The 15,052-nt window shown below is 64.9% G+C and carries 11 protein-coding genes and 1 pseudogene; 7 read left to right on the top strand and 5 right to left on the bottom strand.

The annotated features are described in order from the left end of the window. Positions 1-5 precede the first annotated feature (5 nt). The 3 genes from G6P99_RS42940 to G6P99_RS42950 all read right to left on the bottom strand — a co-directional run bounded on the left by G6P99_RS42940 (position 6) and on the right by G6P99_RS42950 (position 5,639). Positions 6-1,136 (bottom strand): AAA family ATPase, encoded by a 1,131-nt coding sequence (locus G6P99_RS42940; protein ID WP_165126426.1) that lies wholly within the window; start codon positions 1,134-1,136, stop codon positions 6-8. Positions 1,137-1,268: 132 nt separating this feature from the next. Then, the gene (locus G6P99_RS42945; RefSeq protein ID WP_165126429.1) at positions 1,269-4,427 is read right to left on the bottom strand and encodes a multidrug efflux RND transporter permease subunit; all 3,159 of its coding nucleotides are present in this window, start codon (positions 4,425-4,427) and stop codon (positions 1,269-1,271) included. 6 nt (positions 4,428-4,433) lie between these two features. Next, a complete protein-coding gene (locus G6P99_RS42950; RefSeq protein WP_205751460.1) occupies positions 4,434-5,639 on the bottom strand; it encodes an efflux RND transporter periplasmic adaptor subunit in 1,206 nt (401 codons plus the stop codon). A 532-nt stretch (positions 5,640-6,171) separates the two neighbouring features. Here G6P99_RS42950 and G6P99_RS42955 point away from each other — a divergent pair. From G6P99_RS42955 to G6P99_RS42970, 4 genes are all read left to right on the top strand, one after another. Next, complete coding sequence (locus G6P99_RS42955; protein WP_029077607.1) at positions 6,172-7,164, top strand: hypothetical protein; 993 nt, start codon at positions 6,172-6,174, stop codon at positions 7,162-7,164. 15 nt (positions 7,165-7,179) lie between these two features. Beyond that, positions 7,180-7,551 carry a VOC family protein gene (locus G6P99_RS42960; protein WP_029077608.1) on the top strand — a complete coding sequence of 124 codons (372 nt, stop codon included), beginning with the start codon at positions 7,180-7,182 and terminating at the stop codon, positions 7,549-7,551. 126 nt (positions 7,552-7,677) lie between these two features. Next, positions 7,678-8,706, top strand: coding sequence for a peptidoglycan -binding protein (locus tag G6P99_RS42965; protein WP_029077609.1), 1,029 nt, complete (start codon positions 7,678-7,680; stop codon positions 8,704-8,706). A gap of 147 nt (positions 8,707-8,853) precedes the next feature. Further along, complete coding sequence (locus tag G6P99_RS42970; RefSeq protein WP_029077610.1) at positions 8,854-9,303, top strand: GNAT family N-acetyltransferase; 450 nt, start codon at positions 8,854-8,856, stop codon at positions 9,301-9,303. Between the two features lie 1,083 nt (positions 9,304-10,386). Here the strand turns inward: G6P99_RS42970 and G6P99_RS42975 are convergent. Further along, the gene (locus tag G6P99_RS42975) at positions 10,387-11,379 is read right to left on the bottom strand and encodes an aldo/keto reductase (protein ID WP_029077611.1); all 993 of its coding nucleotides are present in this window, start codon (positions 11,377-11,379) and stop codon (positions 10,387-10,389) included. 109 nt (positions 11,380-11,488) lie between these two features. Here G6P99_RS42975 and G6P99_RS42980 point away from each other — a divergent pair. Together G6P99_RS42980 and G6P99_RS42985 are read left to right on the top strand one after the other, a co-directional pair. Next, a pseudogene (locus G6P99_RS42980) lies at positions 11,489-12,333 on the top strand (LysR family transcriptional regulator). A gap of 186 nt (positions 12,334-12,519) precedes the next feature. After that, positions 12,520-12,789, top strand: a complete 270-nt coding sequence (locus G6P99_RS42985) for a hypothetical protein (protein WP_029077612.1) — start codon at positions 12,520-12,522, stop codon at positions 12,787-12,789. Between the two features lie 85 nt (positions 12,790-12,874). On the opposite strand, the gene G6P99_RS42990 is transcribed toward G6P99_RS42985, so the two are convergent. Further along, complete coding sequence (locus G6P99_RS42990) at positions 12,875-13,195, bottom strand: PilZ domain-containing protein (protein ID WP_165126432.1); 321 nt, start codon at positions 13,193-13,195, stop codon at positions 12,875-12,877. Between the two features lie 308 nt (positions 13,196-13,503). Here G6P99_RS42990 and G6P99_RS42995 point away from each other — a divergent pair, with 308 nt between their 5' ends. Continuing rightward, positions 13,504-15,021: an AMP-binding protein gene (locus G6P99_RS42995; RefSeq protein ID WP_165126435.1), complete on the top strand. Its 1,518-nt coding sequence runs from the start codon at positions 13,504-13,506 to the stop codon at positions 15,019-15,021. Positions 15,022-15,052: the final 31 nt, after the last annotated feature.

Genomic DNA, 15,052 nt, shown 5'->3' on the forward strand with positions numbered 1-15,052 from the left:
ACGATCTAATCGTCATCGTCGTCGTCGCGTTCCTCGTCACGAAATTCACCGCCGAGGGTCAGGCCTTCGATGGCCGTGGCGCCCTTGGCCTTGATCACCCGGCGAAGCGGGACCGAACTCTCGCTTTGCAACGCCTCCATCAGCTGTTCCGAATGGGTGACAATCCAGATGCCGGCGCGGCGCGACGCTTTGGCGATCAGCCGGGCCAATGGCGCCAGCAGCGATGGATGCAGGCTGGCCTCGGGTTCGTTCAGTGCGATGAACGGCGGCAGCCGATAGCCCATGAACACGGCGAGCAGGCAGATATATTTCAGCGTCCCATCGGATAGCTCGTGTGCCTTGAACGGACGCGGCATGTCCGCCAGTTGCAGTTCGAATTCGCACCGCCCGTTCTCTTCCCATGCCCGGAGCTCGGCGCCCGGGAACGCATCCTCGATCGCATCCTGCAGGTCGCAGGCATCTTCCCTGATCGCGTAGAGGGTCGCCAGGGCGGCAGCCAGATCGCTGCCATCGGCACAGAGCGCAGGCGTCGTGATCGCGAGACAAGGCTTTCGGATCGGCGACGCCGAATCGGTGCGAAAATCGTGATAGAATCGCCAGCTCTGCATTGCGTTTCTGATCAGGTCGACTTCGGGGCACGTCTTGCCGTCGAGGAATCCGGCGAGCGCGGTTTCCGACGGCAGCACCGCATCCTTGTGCTCGCTCCAGGCGCCGCTCTCGCCGCGCACGCTGACATGTGAATTCGTCCGCTCCATCAGCAGTACTTTGCGCTTTCCGTGGGCCACCTCGATGCGCTCGGACTTGATCATCGGCTCGCCGGAAAATGCCGCCTCGAGCGGGCCGGGAAATCCGAGCTCGATGGCGTATCTGATGTCGTCGAATCTGGCCGCCAATCGCAGTCGTCCATCCTCGCCCCGCTTGCGAATGCCGGACCAGCAGACGGAGTTCAATCCACCTTCATCGGCGATCGTGCGGGTGATCCGGCCCGTCGCCGCGTCGCGCAGCAGCGACAGGGACTTGTAAAGATTGGATTTGCCGACACCATTCTCGCCGACGAATACCGACAGCGGTTCGATGGGCATGAAGAGCCGCCGAATGGAGCGATAATTCGAGATCGCAATATCGGTCGGCCGCATCACATGCCCTCAATCCTCGGGTTGCCTGCACGCTCCCCGTTCAATCCAGAGATGCAATCTGGATTGGTCGGCTTGCGAGAGCAAGCCGGAGGCGGCGCCAGGCCCTGATGAGATCGGCGCCGATCTCGGACATCAGTGGCCGCCCCGCGCCGGCGCGGGCGGACTATAGGCTTCGGCCTTCTCGGGCGCCTTCTCGCGATCCCCCGCCAGCACGCGCTGCACGCTGACGAAGAACACCGGCACCAGCAACAGCGCCAGGATCACGACCGCGATCATGCCGCCCATCACCGACGTGCCGAGCGCCTGCTGGCTGGCGCCGCCAGCGCCGGTCGCGATCGCCATCGGCAGCACGCCGCAGACGAAGGCAAGGCCGGTCATCAGGATCGGGCGGAATCGGAGGCTACACGCCTCGATGGTCGCCTCGACCAGCGGCTTGCCCTGCGCGCGCAGATCCTTGGCGAACTCGATGATCAGGATCGCGTCCTTGGCGGCAAGGCCGATGATGGTGATCAGGCCAACGGTGAAATAGACGTCGTTGGACAGGCCGCGCATCGTCGCGGCCACCACGGCGCCGAGAATGCCGAGCGGAATCGTCAGCAGCACCGCGAGCGGAATGGTCCAGCTCTCATACAGCGCGGCGAGCAACAGGAACACCACCAGCACCGACAGCGCGAGCAGGAACGGCGCCTGGGAGCCCGACAGTTTCTCCTGCAGCGACTGGCCGGTCCACTCATAGCCGAAGCCGCGCGGCAGCTTGTCGGCGAGCCGCTCCATCTCTGCGATCGCATCGCCCGAGGTGAAGCCGGGCCGCGCCTCGCCGGAGATGCGCACCGCCGGATAGTAGTTGAAGCCCGCGATCTGCGTCGGCCCCTTCGACCATTCGATGGTGGCGAAGGCCGAGAACGGCACCAGCTGGCCGCGGCTGTTCTTGACGTTGTAATTCAGGATGTCGTCCGCGTTCATGCGGCTGGTCTTGTCGGCCTGCACGATGACGCGCTGCATGCGCCCGCGGTTCGGGAAGTCGTTGATGTAGTTCGAGCCGAGATTGGTCGAGATCGTGTTGTTGATGTCCTCGAAAGTGAGGCCGAACGCACCCGCCTTCTCGCGGTCGATCATCAGATTGGCCTGCGGCGCCGGCGGCAGGCCCTCGACATAGACCTTCTGCAACACGGGACTGGCATTGGCGTCCGCGATCAGGCGGTCGGACGCGGCGATCAGCGCCGCATAGCCCTTCTGGCCGCGGTCCTGCAGGCGGAACGAGAAGCCCGAGGAGTTGCCGAGATTGTCGATCGGCGGCGGCTGCAGCGCCGAAATCCTGGCGTCGCGGATCGACGACGACAGGTCGCGGTTGATGTCAGCGACGATCGCGGCAGCCGAATCCTTCGGGCCGCGCTCCGACCAGTCCTTCAGCGTGATGAAGGCCTGCGCGGTGTTCATGCCCTGGCCGAGGAAGCTGAAGCCGGTCAGGAACGTGACGTTCTCGATCCCGGCGCGGGTCTTCAGGTACTTCTCGACCTGCTCGACCGCAGCCTCGGTGCGCGCATAGGACGACTCCGACGGCGTCTGCACGTCGGTGGTGATGAAGCCCTGGTCGTCGACCGGCAGGAAGCCGCCGGGCAGCCGCACGAAGCCGTAGGCGACGCCTGCGAACAGCACGAGATAAATCAGCATCAGCCGGCCGGTGCGCTTCAGCCCGGCCTGCACCGTGCTGACATAGCCGGCGCGGCCGGAGTCAAGCACGCGGTTGAACCAGCCGAACACGCCCCTGCGGGCATGGCCGTGGCCCTTCTCGACTGGCTTGAGCAAGGTCGCACACAGCGCCGGCGTCAGCGACAGCGCGAGCAGCGCCGAGAACGCGATCGCCGCCACCATGGTTACCGAGAACTGGCGATAGATGATGCCGACTGAGCCCGGGAAGAACGCCATCGGCACGAACACCGCCATCAGCACCAGCGTGATGCCGATGATGGCGCTGGTGATCTGCGACATCGCCTTCTTGGTGGCTTCCTTCGGCGGCAGGCCTTCCTCGGCCATGATGCGCTCGACGTTCTCGACCACGACGATGGCATCGTCGACCAGGATGCCGACCGCCAGTACCATGCCGAACATGGTCAGCATGTTGATCGAGAAGCCCACGACCATCAGCGTGGCGCAAGTACCGAGCAGCGCCACCGGAACAACGATGGTCGGAATGATGGTGTAGCGGATGTTCTGCAGGAACAGGAACATCACGATGAACACCAGCACCACCGCCTCGACCAGAGTCATCAGGACCTTCTCGATCGAGGCCTTCACCACGGGCGTGATGTTGTAGGGGATCTCGTAGCCGATATTGGCCGGGAAGAAGCGCGACAGCTCCTTCATCTTGGCCTCGACCGCGCTCGCGGTCGCCAGCGCATTGCCCTTCGGCGACAGCAGCACCGAGAGACCCGCGGTCGGCTTGCCGTTGAGGCGGGTGTTGAACTGATAGCTGAGGCCGCCGATCTCGATCCGCGCGACGTCGCGCAGGCGGACCGTCGAGCCGTCGGGATTAGCGCGCAGGATGATCGCGCCGAACTCGTCGGGCGAGGAGAGCTGGCCCTTCACCAGCACTTGCGCGGAGATCTTCTGCGTATCGGTGCTCGGCTCGGCGCCGATGCTGCCGGAGGCGACCTGGGCGTTCTGCGCCGTGATCGCCTTGTTGACGTCGTCGGCGGACAGGCCGTAGCCGACCAGCTTGGCCGGATCGATCCAGATGCGCAGTGAGCGCTCGGTCGAATACAGCGTGGCGCGGCCGACGCCGGGGATGCGGCGCACCTCGCCCAGCACGTTGCGGATCATGAAGTCGCCGAGGCCCACTTCATCCAGCGAGCCGTCGGTCGAGTTCAGCGTGATGATCTGCAGCACGGCGGAGGAGGCTTCCTCGACCAGGATGCCCTGCTGGATCACGGCGCGCGGCAGCCGCGCCTCGACGCGCTTGAGGCGGTTCTGCACCTCGACCGAAGCCTGGCTTGTGTCGGTGCCCGGCTTGAAGTTGGCGATGATCTCGACCTGGCCGAGCGAGTCGGAGGTCGATTCGAAGTTCAGGATGTTGGCGGCGCCGTTGAGCTCCTCCTCGATCAGCCGCGTCACGCTGTTGTAGAGGTTTTCAGGCGACGCGCCGGGATAGCTGGTCGAGATCGAGATCGAGGGCGGCGCGATGATCGGATATTGCGCGACCGCGAGCAGCGGAATCGAGATCGCACCGACCAGACAGATGAACAGCGCGACGACCCAGGCGAAGATCGGCCGGTCGATGAAGAAGCTGGGCATGTCGGATCACCGCACCGCGTGCGCGGTCTGCTGCGAATCCGTCATTGCAGTAGCGTCAATGTCACGCCAGGCCTGCGGCCGCACCTTGTCGCCGGCGGCGAATTTCTGGAACCCCTCGACCACGACCATGTCGCCGGCCTTAAGGCCTTCGGTCACGAACCAGTGGCCACCCTGCAGCGAGCCGGTACGCACCGGCTGCACCGCGACGAGGTTGTCGTCCTTGACGACGAACACTTCGCTGCCGCCGCCGCCATTGCGCTGGATCGCCTGCTGCGGCACAGCGATCGCATCGGAGTCGATGCCCTGCTCGATCTGCACGCGGACATACATGCCCGGCAGCAGGATGCGATCGGGATTCGGGAATTCGCCGCGCAGGGTCACCTGCCCGGTATGGGCGTCGACCTTGGCGTCGGAGAACAGCAGCTTGCCCGGTATCGGATAGATCGAGCCGTCGTCGAGCACGAGGCGGACCTTCATCGCATCAGACGCAATGCGGTCGAGGTCACCGCTCTCGAAGGCGCGGCGCAGCTGATTCATCTCGGTCACCGACTGCTGGAAGTCGGCATAGATCGGATCGAGCTGCTGGATGGTCGCAAGGCTCGCGGCGTCGTTCTGCACCACGAGCGCGCCCTCGCTGACCAGCGCGGCACCGATGGTGCCGTCGATCGGCGCGCGAATGGTCGCGTAATCCAGATTGAGCCTGGCACGCGCGACATCGGCCTCGCGGCCCTGCACGTCGGCTTCGGCGCCCTTCAGGTTTGCGATCGCCTTCTCGTTCTCGGCCTCCGGCGCTGCGCGCTGGCTGGTCAAAGTGGCAATGCGGCGGGCCTGCAGCGCAGCCTGCTCCTGCACGGCCTTGGCGCGCGCCAGCGCCGCCTCGGTCGATTGCAATTCGACTTCAAACGGGCGCGGATCGATCTGGTACAAGGGATCGCCGACCTTCACCTCGCTGCCCTGATGGAACATGCGGTTCACGACGATGCCCGAGACGCGCGGGCGCACCTCGGAAACGCGGGTCGGCGCGATGCGGCCCGGCAGCTCGCGCACCATCGCGCGCGCCTGCGGCTTCACGGTGACGACACTGACGTCCGGCTCGGGTGATGCTTGTACGGCGGCGGTTGCAGTATTCGGCTCGTCGCAGCCAGCAAGCAGTGGCGCCGTCACGGCCAGCATCAGAGCAATGCATGCCGATTGCGCGCGAAGTCCAGACATTGAGATGATCGCCCCTGTGGGTTGCAATAAACAAACGGCGGCGTCACACCGACACCGCTTCTGTTGCTGAAAGTAAAACCCGCTTGCTGCGATGCAAAGCGTTTGTCAGGCGGCTCAATGTCACACAAACCTATCGCACTGATTTCGCGGCATGTTTTAGCGAGTCACCGGATTGTGAGCGGGTTCCATCGCAGGCTGTGGGAATGCATTAACGACTGCGTGAGCGGGAATAGGTCAATTGCCTGCGCAGGAATGCCGCACATCGCAACATCATGAGGCGCAGCGAACGAATCACCGGTCACGGCACTTGCCTCACCCGCTGGTGCGTGCGACCCGCACGCGATCTGCTGACCGGACCGGCTCCAGCGCCAATGGTGATGCGCGGACTGGGCTGGAAAGCTGGGCGAAGCGGCAGCAACCCGCCCGGTTTCAACCCAAGGTTCTGCGCGCCCGCTTTGGATTCGGCTTTCCTCACTCCGCCGCTGTGCCATATTGCTGGCAGATGCAGCCTTCGCGAACGGATGATCCGGCAATGCCCCCTTCCCGCTCCGATATGGAGATCGAACTGAGCAAACTGTCCTCGCCCCGGATCTTCCTGGTGCGGATGCTGGTGTTCCTGGTGCTCTGCGGCCTGGTCGGGGTCGTACTGTACAAGCAGATCGTCACCGCCTTCTTCGCCAATCCCGGCCTGAACGCCCTGATCGGCGCGGTGCTCTTGATCGGCATCATCCTGGCGTTCCGTCAGGTGATCCGGCTCTATCCCGAGGTCGCCTGGGTCAATAATTTCCGCATCGCCGATCCCGGGCTTGCGATCGACCGCCGCCCGAAGCTGCTTGCCCCCATGGCCGCGATCCTCGGCGGCGAGCGCTCGGGCCGGATGTCGATCTCGCAGCAGACCATGCGGCATCTGCTCGATTCGATCGCAACCCGCCTCGACGAGGCCCGCGATATCTCGCGCTACATGACCGGCCTTTTGGTGTTCCTCGGCCTGCTCGGCACCTTCTGGGGCCTGATCGAGACGGTGGGCTCGGTCGGCAAGGTGATCGACGGGCTCAAGGTCGGCGGCGATTCCAGCGCATTGTTCGATACGCTGAAGGAGGGGCTGGCCGCCCCGCTCGGCGGCATGGGCATCTCGTTCTCGTCCTCGCTGTTCGGCCTCGCCGGCTCCCTGATCCTCGGCTTCCTCGATTTGCAATCGAGCCAGGCCCAGAACCGCTTCTACACCGACCTCGAGGACTGGCTCGCCACCACGGTGCGCGGCATTTCCGGCGACGAAAGTGGCGTCACCGGCGACATGCAGGGCGCGATCGACCGTCTCCGCACTGCGCTCGAGGAAGGTGGCGGCGGCGGCGGCCGCAACACCACGGCCGCGATGGCCAATCTCGCCGAGGCGATCCAGGGGCTGGTCGCCCATATGCGTACCGAGCAGCAGATGATCCGCGAATGGGCCGACGGCCAGGGCGAGCAGAACCGCGAGATCAAGCGGCTGCTCGAGCGCCTCGCCCGCCAGCCCGAGAAGAGTTGAGCCGAGGAGGCCTGTGTGCTGGACCACGTGACCATCGGCATCAGCGATATCGAACGGTCCAAGGCGTTCTATGACGTGGCCTTGCGTTCGCTCGGCATCAGCCGCCTGTACGCCGAAGGCGCCGAGTTTGCGGGTTATGGCGTTGGCCCGAAGGCGTTCTTCTGGATCGGCCGGCGCGACACGCCGCAGGCCGGCGCCCACGTCGCCTTCACCGCAAGCGATCGCGCCACTGTCGATCGCTTCTACGAGGACGCGATCAGGGCCGGCGGCAGGGACAATGGACGGCCCGGCATTCGGCCGCACTATCATGCAAACTACTACGGCGCCTTCGTGCTCGATCCCGACGGTCACAACATCGAGGCCGTCTGTCATGCAGCGCAGGACTGACCGCGTTAGAGCCTTTTCCGTTCCGATGAAATCGGAACGGGGCTCTAGATTTTTGTTTTGACGCGTTTTCTTCACGCGAACCGGTATCCACTTCGCTTGAAAACGTTCTAGATAAAGGGAAACCGAATGGCCCTCGCCCGCTCGCGCCGTAGCGAATCCGGCTTCAACTACTGGCCCGGCTTTGTCGACGCGCTGTCGACGCTGGTGCTGTCGATCGTGTTCCTGCTGTCGGTGTTCCTTGTGGTGCAGTTCTTCCTGTCGCAGGAGGTCACCGGCAAGGACAAGGCGCTGGAGCAGCTCACCGCCAAGATCGCCCAGCTCAACGAGCTGTTGTCGCTGGAGAAGCTCTCCAAGCTGACGCTGGACGACCAGGTCTCGCAGCTCCGCGCCGGGCTCGCCTCCGCCGAAGGCGAGCGCGACCGCATGAAGGGGCTCTATGAGGGGCTCGCCAGTTCCGGCAACGACGCGCAGGGCCGCGCCAACGAGCTCAACAAGGCGCTGGAGTCCGAGAAGAGCGTCTCGTCGCGCGCGCTGGCGCAGATCGAGGTGCTGAACCAGCAGATCAGCGCGCTGCGCCGCCAGCTCGCCGCGCTCGAGGAAGCGCTCGACGCCTCCGAGAAGCGCGACAAGGAATCGCAGAGCCGGATCGCCGATCTCGGCTCGCGCCTCAACGTCGCGCTGGCGCAGCGGGTGCAGGAACTGTCGAAATACCGCTCGGAGTTCTTCGGCCGGCTGCGCGCGATCCTCGGCAACCGCCCCGACATCCGCATCGTCGGCGACCGCTTCGTGTTCCAGTCGGAAGTGTTCTTCGACACCGGCCAGGCGCTGCTGCTGCCGGAGGGCAAGACCGAGCTCGACACCGTGGCCAATGCGCTGATCGATCTGGACAAGCAGATCCCCCCCGAGATCGCCTGGGTGCTGCGGGTCGACGGCCATACCGACGTGCGGCCGATCAACAGCCCGCTGTTCAAGTCGAACTGGGAGCTGTCGTCGGCGCGCGCGATCTCGGTGGTGCAATATCTGGTTTCGCTCGGCGTGCCGGCACAGCGCCTGGTCGCCGCCGGCTTCGCCGAATTCCAGCCGCTCGACACCGCGCAGACCGAAGACGCCTACAAGCGCAACCGCCGCATCGAGCTGAAGCTGACGGAGAGGTAGTTTGCTGGCGCCTGGCCAATCAGTCGTCATTGCCGGGCTTGACCCGGCAATCCATCGGAAAAGAGTCGTTCGAAGTAGATGGATGCCCGGGTCATCTGCGCGAAGACGCGCTTCGCGCTTTAGCCCGGGCATGACGTTCGTGTTTCGATGAGCCCTTCTTTCCATCTCCGCTCCTATCGCGCCGCGGATGAAGACGCCGCCATCGAGCTGTGGCGGCAGACCTGGCAGCAGGCTTATCCGTCGATCGATTTCGACGCACGCGTGGCATGGTGGCGCGAGCGCTGGCGCAACGAATTGGTGCGCGATGCCACGATCGTCGTCGCGGAAGCGAGCGGCGCGCTGGCCGGCTTCGTCACCATCGACAAGACCGGCTATCTCGACCAGCTCGTGGTCGATCCCGCGCACTGGGGCTCTCCGCTGGCGAGCGCGCTGCTCGACGAAACCAAGCGCCTGTCGCCCGAAGGCGTCACGCTGCTGGTCAACAAGGACAACGCCCGCGCCATCCGCTTCTATGAACGCAACGGCTTTGTGCATGCCGGCGAGGACGTCAACCCGACCTCGGGACGCCCGGTGCTGAAGATGGCGTGGAGATCGTAAAAAATCCTGCGCGCATCGCTGATCCATCCGTCGTCCTGGCGAAAGCCAGGACCCATAACCACCGGCGTTTGAAGGGAAAGGGTTCGAGGCCACAGCGCCGCGCAACAACGCGCATTTGGGGTAATGGGTCCTGGCCTTCGCCAGGACGACACCAAATATGTTACATGGCCTACATCCACAATCGTCGTCCCGGCGAAGGCCGGGACCCATTACCACAGGGTTGTCTTGTTGAAGAGGACTATAGCCCCAACGTCGCGCAACAATTGCCATTTGTGGTTATGGGTCCCGGCCTTCGCCGGGACGACATCGAGTGTGCTGCACTGCTTGTCAGTCATACATCCGCGCTCTCGCGACATGAATCGCCCGAGTCTTGCATTTCGTTCCGCCCTCTCGTTGAACAGAGGGCGCAGGGAAAGCCGGGCGCCGATCGCACCCATGGGTCCCGTGCAACAAAAAGCACGGGAGGTAGGACCACAGGTGTCACCGGAAACTCCGGCTTTCCCTGCGCGATGGTTTTACGGCTTACTTCGTGCTCTCCCCGGCGAGACTGGGCTTGTTTGTCACCGCCTCGCAAAACGCAATTGCGTCTTACAAAAGGACACCGGCCGCTAGGGCGTCAGGACCACACGACTTCACCGTCCGCTTCATGCGCACTCGTCAGTCGCGCAATCAGCGTCCACCGCATCCCACACCGCGTTCGTGACGATCGCGAAACGCCCCTCGATCGGGTGAGACGGGCAAACCATACACTGAGTTTTTGTTCCGATAAACCGAAATATTTTTGCGGCGAGGGCTTGCGTCGTCGGGCAACTCAGTGGCACGCGCGCGTGAGGGAGCCACCGGCGGCAGGGTTCCCTCTCCCCTTGCGGGAGAGGGTTAGGGAGAGGGGTACCCCACGGCAAGCTCTCTCCGTATCTGCTACCACTGCAAGCAAGCTGCGCGTGTAGTGTGCCCTGATCAATCATCTCGCCCAGGGCCACCCCTCTCCCCACCCTCTCCCGCAAGGGAGAGGGAGCCTGAGAGACGTGCTCACCTAACGTCATTTCGGGTCTCGTGGCCTCGGACTGACAGACGAACTCCCCCTCAGCGTCCGACCATCTGTTGCAGATGCTCCGGATAGCGCGCGCCCTGCACCTCGATCGCCGCCAGCGCCGTGCCGATCTCGGCGAGATCGGCGGGCGTCAGCTCGATCCGCGCGGCGCCGATGTTCTCGTCGAGGCGATTGAGCTTGGTCGTGCCCGGGATTGGCACGATCCACGGCTTTTGCGCCAGCAGCCAGGCCAGCGCGATCTGGGCCGGCGTGGCGCCCTTGCCGGCGGCGATCCGGCCGAGCTGATCGACCAGCGCCTGGTTGGCGCGGCGGGCTTCCGGCGAGAAACGCGGCACGAGGTTGCGGAAGTCGTCGCTCGCGAACGTGGTGGACGCGCTGATCGCGCCGGTGAGAAAACCTCGGCCGAGCGGGCTGTAGGGCACGAAGCCGATGCCGAGCTCCTCCAGCACCGGCAGGATCTCCGCTTCCGGCCCGCGCTCCCACAGCGAATATTCGCTCTGCAATGCGGTGACCTTCTGCACCGCATGGGCGCGGCGGATGGTCTGCGCGCCGGCCTCCGAGAGGCCGAAATGCCGGACCTTGCCGGCGGCGATCAGGTCCTTGACGGTGCCGGCGACATCCTCGATCGGCACCGCGGGATCGACCCGATGCTGATAGAACAGATCGATGACATCGGTCTTCAGCCGCTTCAGCGAGGCGTCCGCGACGGCCCTGATGTGCTCGGGACGGCTGTTCAGCGAACGATGCCGCTCCGCCATGGAGCCGATATCGAATCCGAACTTGGTCGCGATCACGACATCCTTGCGGAACGGCGCCAGCGCCTCGCCGACCAGTTCCTCGTTGACGAAGGGGCCGTAGACCTCCGCGGTATCGAACAAGGTGACGCCGCGCTCGACGGCGCCACGGAGCAGCGCGATGCCTGCTGCGTGGTCGACCGCCGGACCATAGGCGAAGCTGAGGCCCATGCAGCCGAGCCCGATCGCCGATACCTCCAGATTGCTGTTACCGAGTTTACGTTTCTGCATGTCGTCTCTCCGCATCAAGGACTGGAACCTGCCGCTGCGGCATTTAGGGCGTGCACAGGCGCGCCATTAGACGTAAAAATCGGGATGGACTTATGAGCTGGATTCATCAATGCCGCGGCATGACGTCAACGACCTGATCGCCTTCCTCGCGGTCGCGCGCGACCGCAGCTTCACCCGCGCCGCGGCAAGGCTCGGCGTATCGCAATCGGCGCTCAGCCACACCATGCGCGCGCTAGAGGAACGGCTGGGGGTGCGGCTTCTGACCCGCACCACGCGCAGCGTCGCGCCGACCGAGGCCGGCGAGCGGCTGCTGCAGGGCGTCGGTCCGCGCTTCGAGGAGATCGAGGCCGAACTCGCCGCGCTCAACGCACTGCGCGAGAAACCGGCCGGCACCATTCGCATCAACGCCGGCGAGCACGCCGCCGAGACCATCCTGTGGCCGGCGCTGGAAAAGTTCCTGCCGCGCTATCCCGACATCAAGGTGGAGCTGACCGTCCGCCTCGGCGAGCAGCTGGCCAAGGACATGATCGCGGTGCGGATCGCGCCTGATTTCCGCATGGTCGTGGTCGGTGCGCCCATCTACTTCAAGCGGCGCGAGCGACCGAAGCGGCCGCAGGACCTGACGCAGCACGCCTGCATCAACATTCGCCTGCCGACCCATGGCGGCATCTACGCCTGGGAATTCGAGAAACGCGGACGCCCGATCAAGGTCCGCGTCGACGGACAATTGGTCTTCACAGCACCGCACTGCGGATCAAGGCGTCGTTGGCCGGACTTGGGCTTGCCTATATCGCCGAGGATCAGGTGCAGGCGCAATTGGCCAAGGGTCAGCTGGTCCAGGTGCTCGACGACTGGTGCGCGCCATTTCCCGGCTATCACCTCTATTATCCGAGCCGCCGGCAATCCTCACCGGCCTTCGCGCTGCTGGTCGACGCGCTGCGCTATCGGGACTGACCGTGAACGTCCGCGCACCAAGTGCGCTCCACACGGATATTTGCTTCGCAGTTGACGCGGCTGCCGGGAACGCGACCGACATGGCCGACGTTATTGACACGCAATCTTGAGGGTTTGGCGGATGTCTCGTCTCCGTCGCGGCCCTATATACAGAAGCAGCCTCACCGCCTGATCTCGGAGTAGCGCATGCTCAGGAACAAATTCGCCATCATCATCGCCGCCGGCCTCGTGCTCGCGCCGGCCCAGCTTCTAGCGCAGAGCACGGGCGGCGGCAGCGCGCTGCCGCCCCGGCCAGGCGACCGTGCCACTTCGTCGAACGGCGTCGGCGGGAGCGCGCTTCCGACCCAGACCGGCCAGCGCGTTGCACCGTCGTCCGGCAGCAGCGCCGGCAGTGCGGCACCGGCCCTTCCGGGAAGCTCGATGGGCACGACCGGCAACGCATCAACGGGACGCTGAGGCGCGCTTGCGCGAGCCGCTAAAAGCACGACGATACGATCGGCGATTTGCTTCGCTGAGCCTGTCGAATACTGATCGATGAATGCTAGATAACGCCGGCCGGCTCCGCAGCCGGTTCGGTCGGCTCAGGCTCCGCCGTTACGAATTTGAGCCCGTAGGTCTTGCCGCGTCGCCACACCACCTCGCAGGGATAGCGCTTGGCGTGATCGGCGAGCAATGTCAGCGCAAGGCGGTCCTTCACCTCGAACTCGACCTCGGTCGTGATCTTGGCGCCGCCGGGCGAGATGTCGACCACGGCGCAGGCGCTCTCGGTTGCGCCGTCATCGACTGTGATCCAGGCCGCGCGATTGTTGAGCTGGCGCCTCGGCTCGCGACTGACCTTGGTCCGTGCTCCATTGTTCGCCATCGTCGTCGTCCTCGAAGACATTGGGGACCGGGCGCGTCGATCGACAGGCCCGGCACGCAACCGCACGGGCCACCATGCCGTCCCCCCGTAAAGTCCGGCTTAGCGCGATCGCTTGAACTTTACCGGAATCTTGACGTGGCTTTTAGGCAACCGGGATTCTGCAATTCCCTCAGCATGATACCGGCCGCATCGGCCGCCGTCGGCTTGACACGGCGACCGCATAGTTGGTGAAGTGGCGGCCGTGGCTTTGGCCACATCCCTGCAACAAGAGCGCTTCAAGCCGCCCCCCTTTTTGACGGAAACGCCCCATGCTGATCCCCTTAGCCGACGTGCCGCGCTGGTATGCCGAACGCAAGCCGCTCGATGCCATCGCCGTCAGTCACGGCGCTGAAGCGCTGACCTGGCTCGAACTCGAGCGCCGCGCCAATGCGCGGGCGCGGGCGTTCGCCGCCAAGGGCGTCAAGCCCGGCGACTTCGTCGCGATCGGGCTGCCCAACAGCAACGCGTTCTTCGAGACCTCCTTTGCGGTGTGGAAATGCGGCGCGACGCCGACCTCGCTGTCATGGCGGCTGCCGCGCGGCGAGGCCGCCGCGGTGCTCGAGATTCTTAAACCGTCGCTGGTGGTCGGCGGCGAGGCCGACTGGAATGCGCCGAATTCGCTGCCGGTGAATTTCGTGCCGGAGGGATTTTCCGAGGAGCCGCTCGATGCGCCGGTCGCGCGCTACTGGAAGGCGATGACGAGCGGCGGCTCGACCGGACGGCCGAAGGTGATCCTCGATCACAACCCCGCCGTGATTGAGACCACGACGCCGCCGCTGCTCGGGATTCCGTTTGAGGCGTCGCTGCTCAATCCGGGGCCGCTCTATCACAACGCGCCGTTCATCCTGTCGCATTCCGCGCTGTTCGGCGGCGGGCGGCTGACCGGCATGGTGAAGTTCGACGCCGAGGAGACGCTGCGGCTGATCGAGCGCGAGCGCGTGCAATGGGTCAACTTCGTGCCGACCATGATGCACCGTATCTGGGCGCTGCCCGAGGAGGTGCGCAACCGCTACGACGTCTCCAGCCTGCAGATCGTGTTTCACATGGCAGCTCCGATGCCGCCCTGGCTGAAGGAGAAGTGGATCGAGTGGCTCGGCCCGGAACGAGTCTGGGAGCTCTATGGCGGCACCGAGCGGCAGGGCGCCTGCGTGATCTCCGGCGTCGAGTGGATGGCGCACAAGGGTTCGGTCGGCAAGATCGGCGAGACCGCGAAGCTCCGCATCATCGGCGAAGACGGCAACGACGTCGCGCCCGGCGAGACTGGCGAAATCTACTTCCTGCCCAATGACGGCGCCGGCTCGACCTATCACTATCTCGGTGCGGCGCCGAAGCGGCGGCCAGACGGCTGGGAATCGCTCGGCGACATCGGCCGGCTCGACGAAGAGGGCTATCTCTATCTCGGCGACCGGCTCGCCGACATGGTGCTGCGCGGCGGCGCCAACATCTATCCGGCCGAGGTCGAGGCCGCGGTCAGCGAACATCCCGAGGTGCGCTCCTGCGTCGTGGTCGGATTGCCCGATCCGGAATTCGGCCAGCGCGTGCATGCGATTCTCGAGCTCGCCGACAGCGCCGATGCACAACAGATCGCCGACGGCATGGCCGATTTCCTCAAGGACCGGCTCAGCCGCTACAAGCATCCGGAGAGTTTTGAGCGCGTCGGCACCGGGCCGCGAGACGATTCCGGCAAGGTCCGCCGCACCATGCTGCGCGACGAGCGCGCCGCCTGGATCAAGGAGGACCGCGCCTTCCGCATCATGCCGGCGCGCGCATCGGCGAAAACGGAGTAGCGCCGATTCTCGACATCAGAGATATTTCGCG

The organism is Bradyrhizobium sp. 6(2017), from assembly GCF_011058295.2.
In the GTDB taxonomy this organism is placed as follows: Bacteria; Pseudomonadota; Alphaproteobacteria; order Rhizobiales; family Xanthobacteraceae; genus Bradyrhizobium; species Bradyrhizobium septentrionale.

Excerpts from the sequence above, each read along its gene's own strand:
- G6P99_RS42940 (WP_165126426.1), bottom strand. The coding sequence starts at position 1,136 with ATGCGGCCGACCGATATTGCGATCTCGAATTATCGCTCCATTCGGCGG.
- G6P99_RS42945 (WP_165126429.1), bottom strand. The coding sequence starts at position 4,427 with ATGCCCAGCTTCTTCATCGACCGGCCGATCTTCGCCTGGGTCGTCGCG.
- G6P99_RS42950 (WP_205751460.1), bottom strand. The coding sequence starts at position 5,639 with ATGTCTGGACTTCGCGCGCAATCGGCATGCATTGCTCTGATGCTGGCC.
- G6P99_RS42955 (WP_029077607.1), top strand. The coding sequence starts at position 6,172 with ATGCCCCCTTCCCGCTCCGATATGGAGATCGAACTGAGCAAACTGTCC.
- G6P99_RS42965 (WP_029077609.1), top strand. The coding sequence starts at position 7,678 with ATGGCCCTCGCCCGCTCGCGCCGTAGCGAATCCGGCTTCAACTACTGG.
- G6P99_RS42970 (WP_029077610.1), top strand. The coding sequence starts at position 8,854 with ATGAGCCCTTCTTTCCATCTCCGCTCCTATCGCGCCGCGGATGAAGAC.
- G6P99_RS42975 (WP_029077611.1), bottom strand. The coding sequence starts at position 11,379 with ATGCAGAAACGTAAACTCGGTAACAGCAATCTGGAGGTATCGGCGATC.
- G6P99_RS42985 (WP_029077612.1), top strand. The coding sequence starts at position 12,520 with ATGCTCAGGAACAAATTCGCCATCATCATCGCCGCCGGCCTCGTGCTC.
- G6P99_RS42990 (WP_165126432.1), bottom strand. The coding sequence starts at position 13,195 with ATGGCGAACAATGGAGCACGGACCAAGGTCAGTCGCGAGCCGAGGCGC.
- G6P99_RS42995 (WP_165126435.1), top strand. The coding sequence starts at position 13,504 with ATGCTGATCCCCTTAGCCGACGTGCCGCGCTGGTATGCCGAACGCAAG.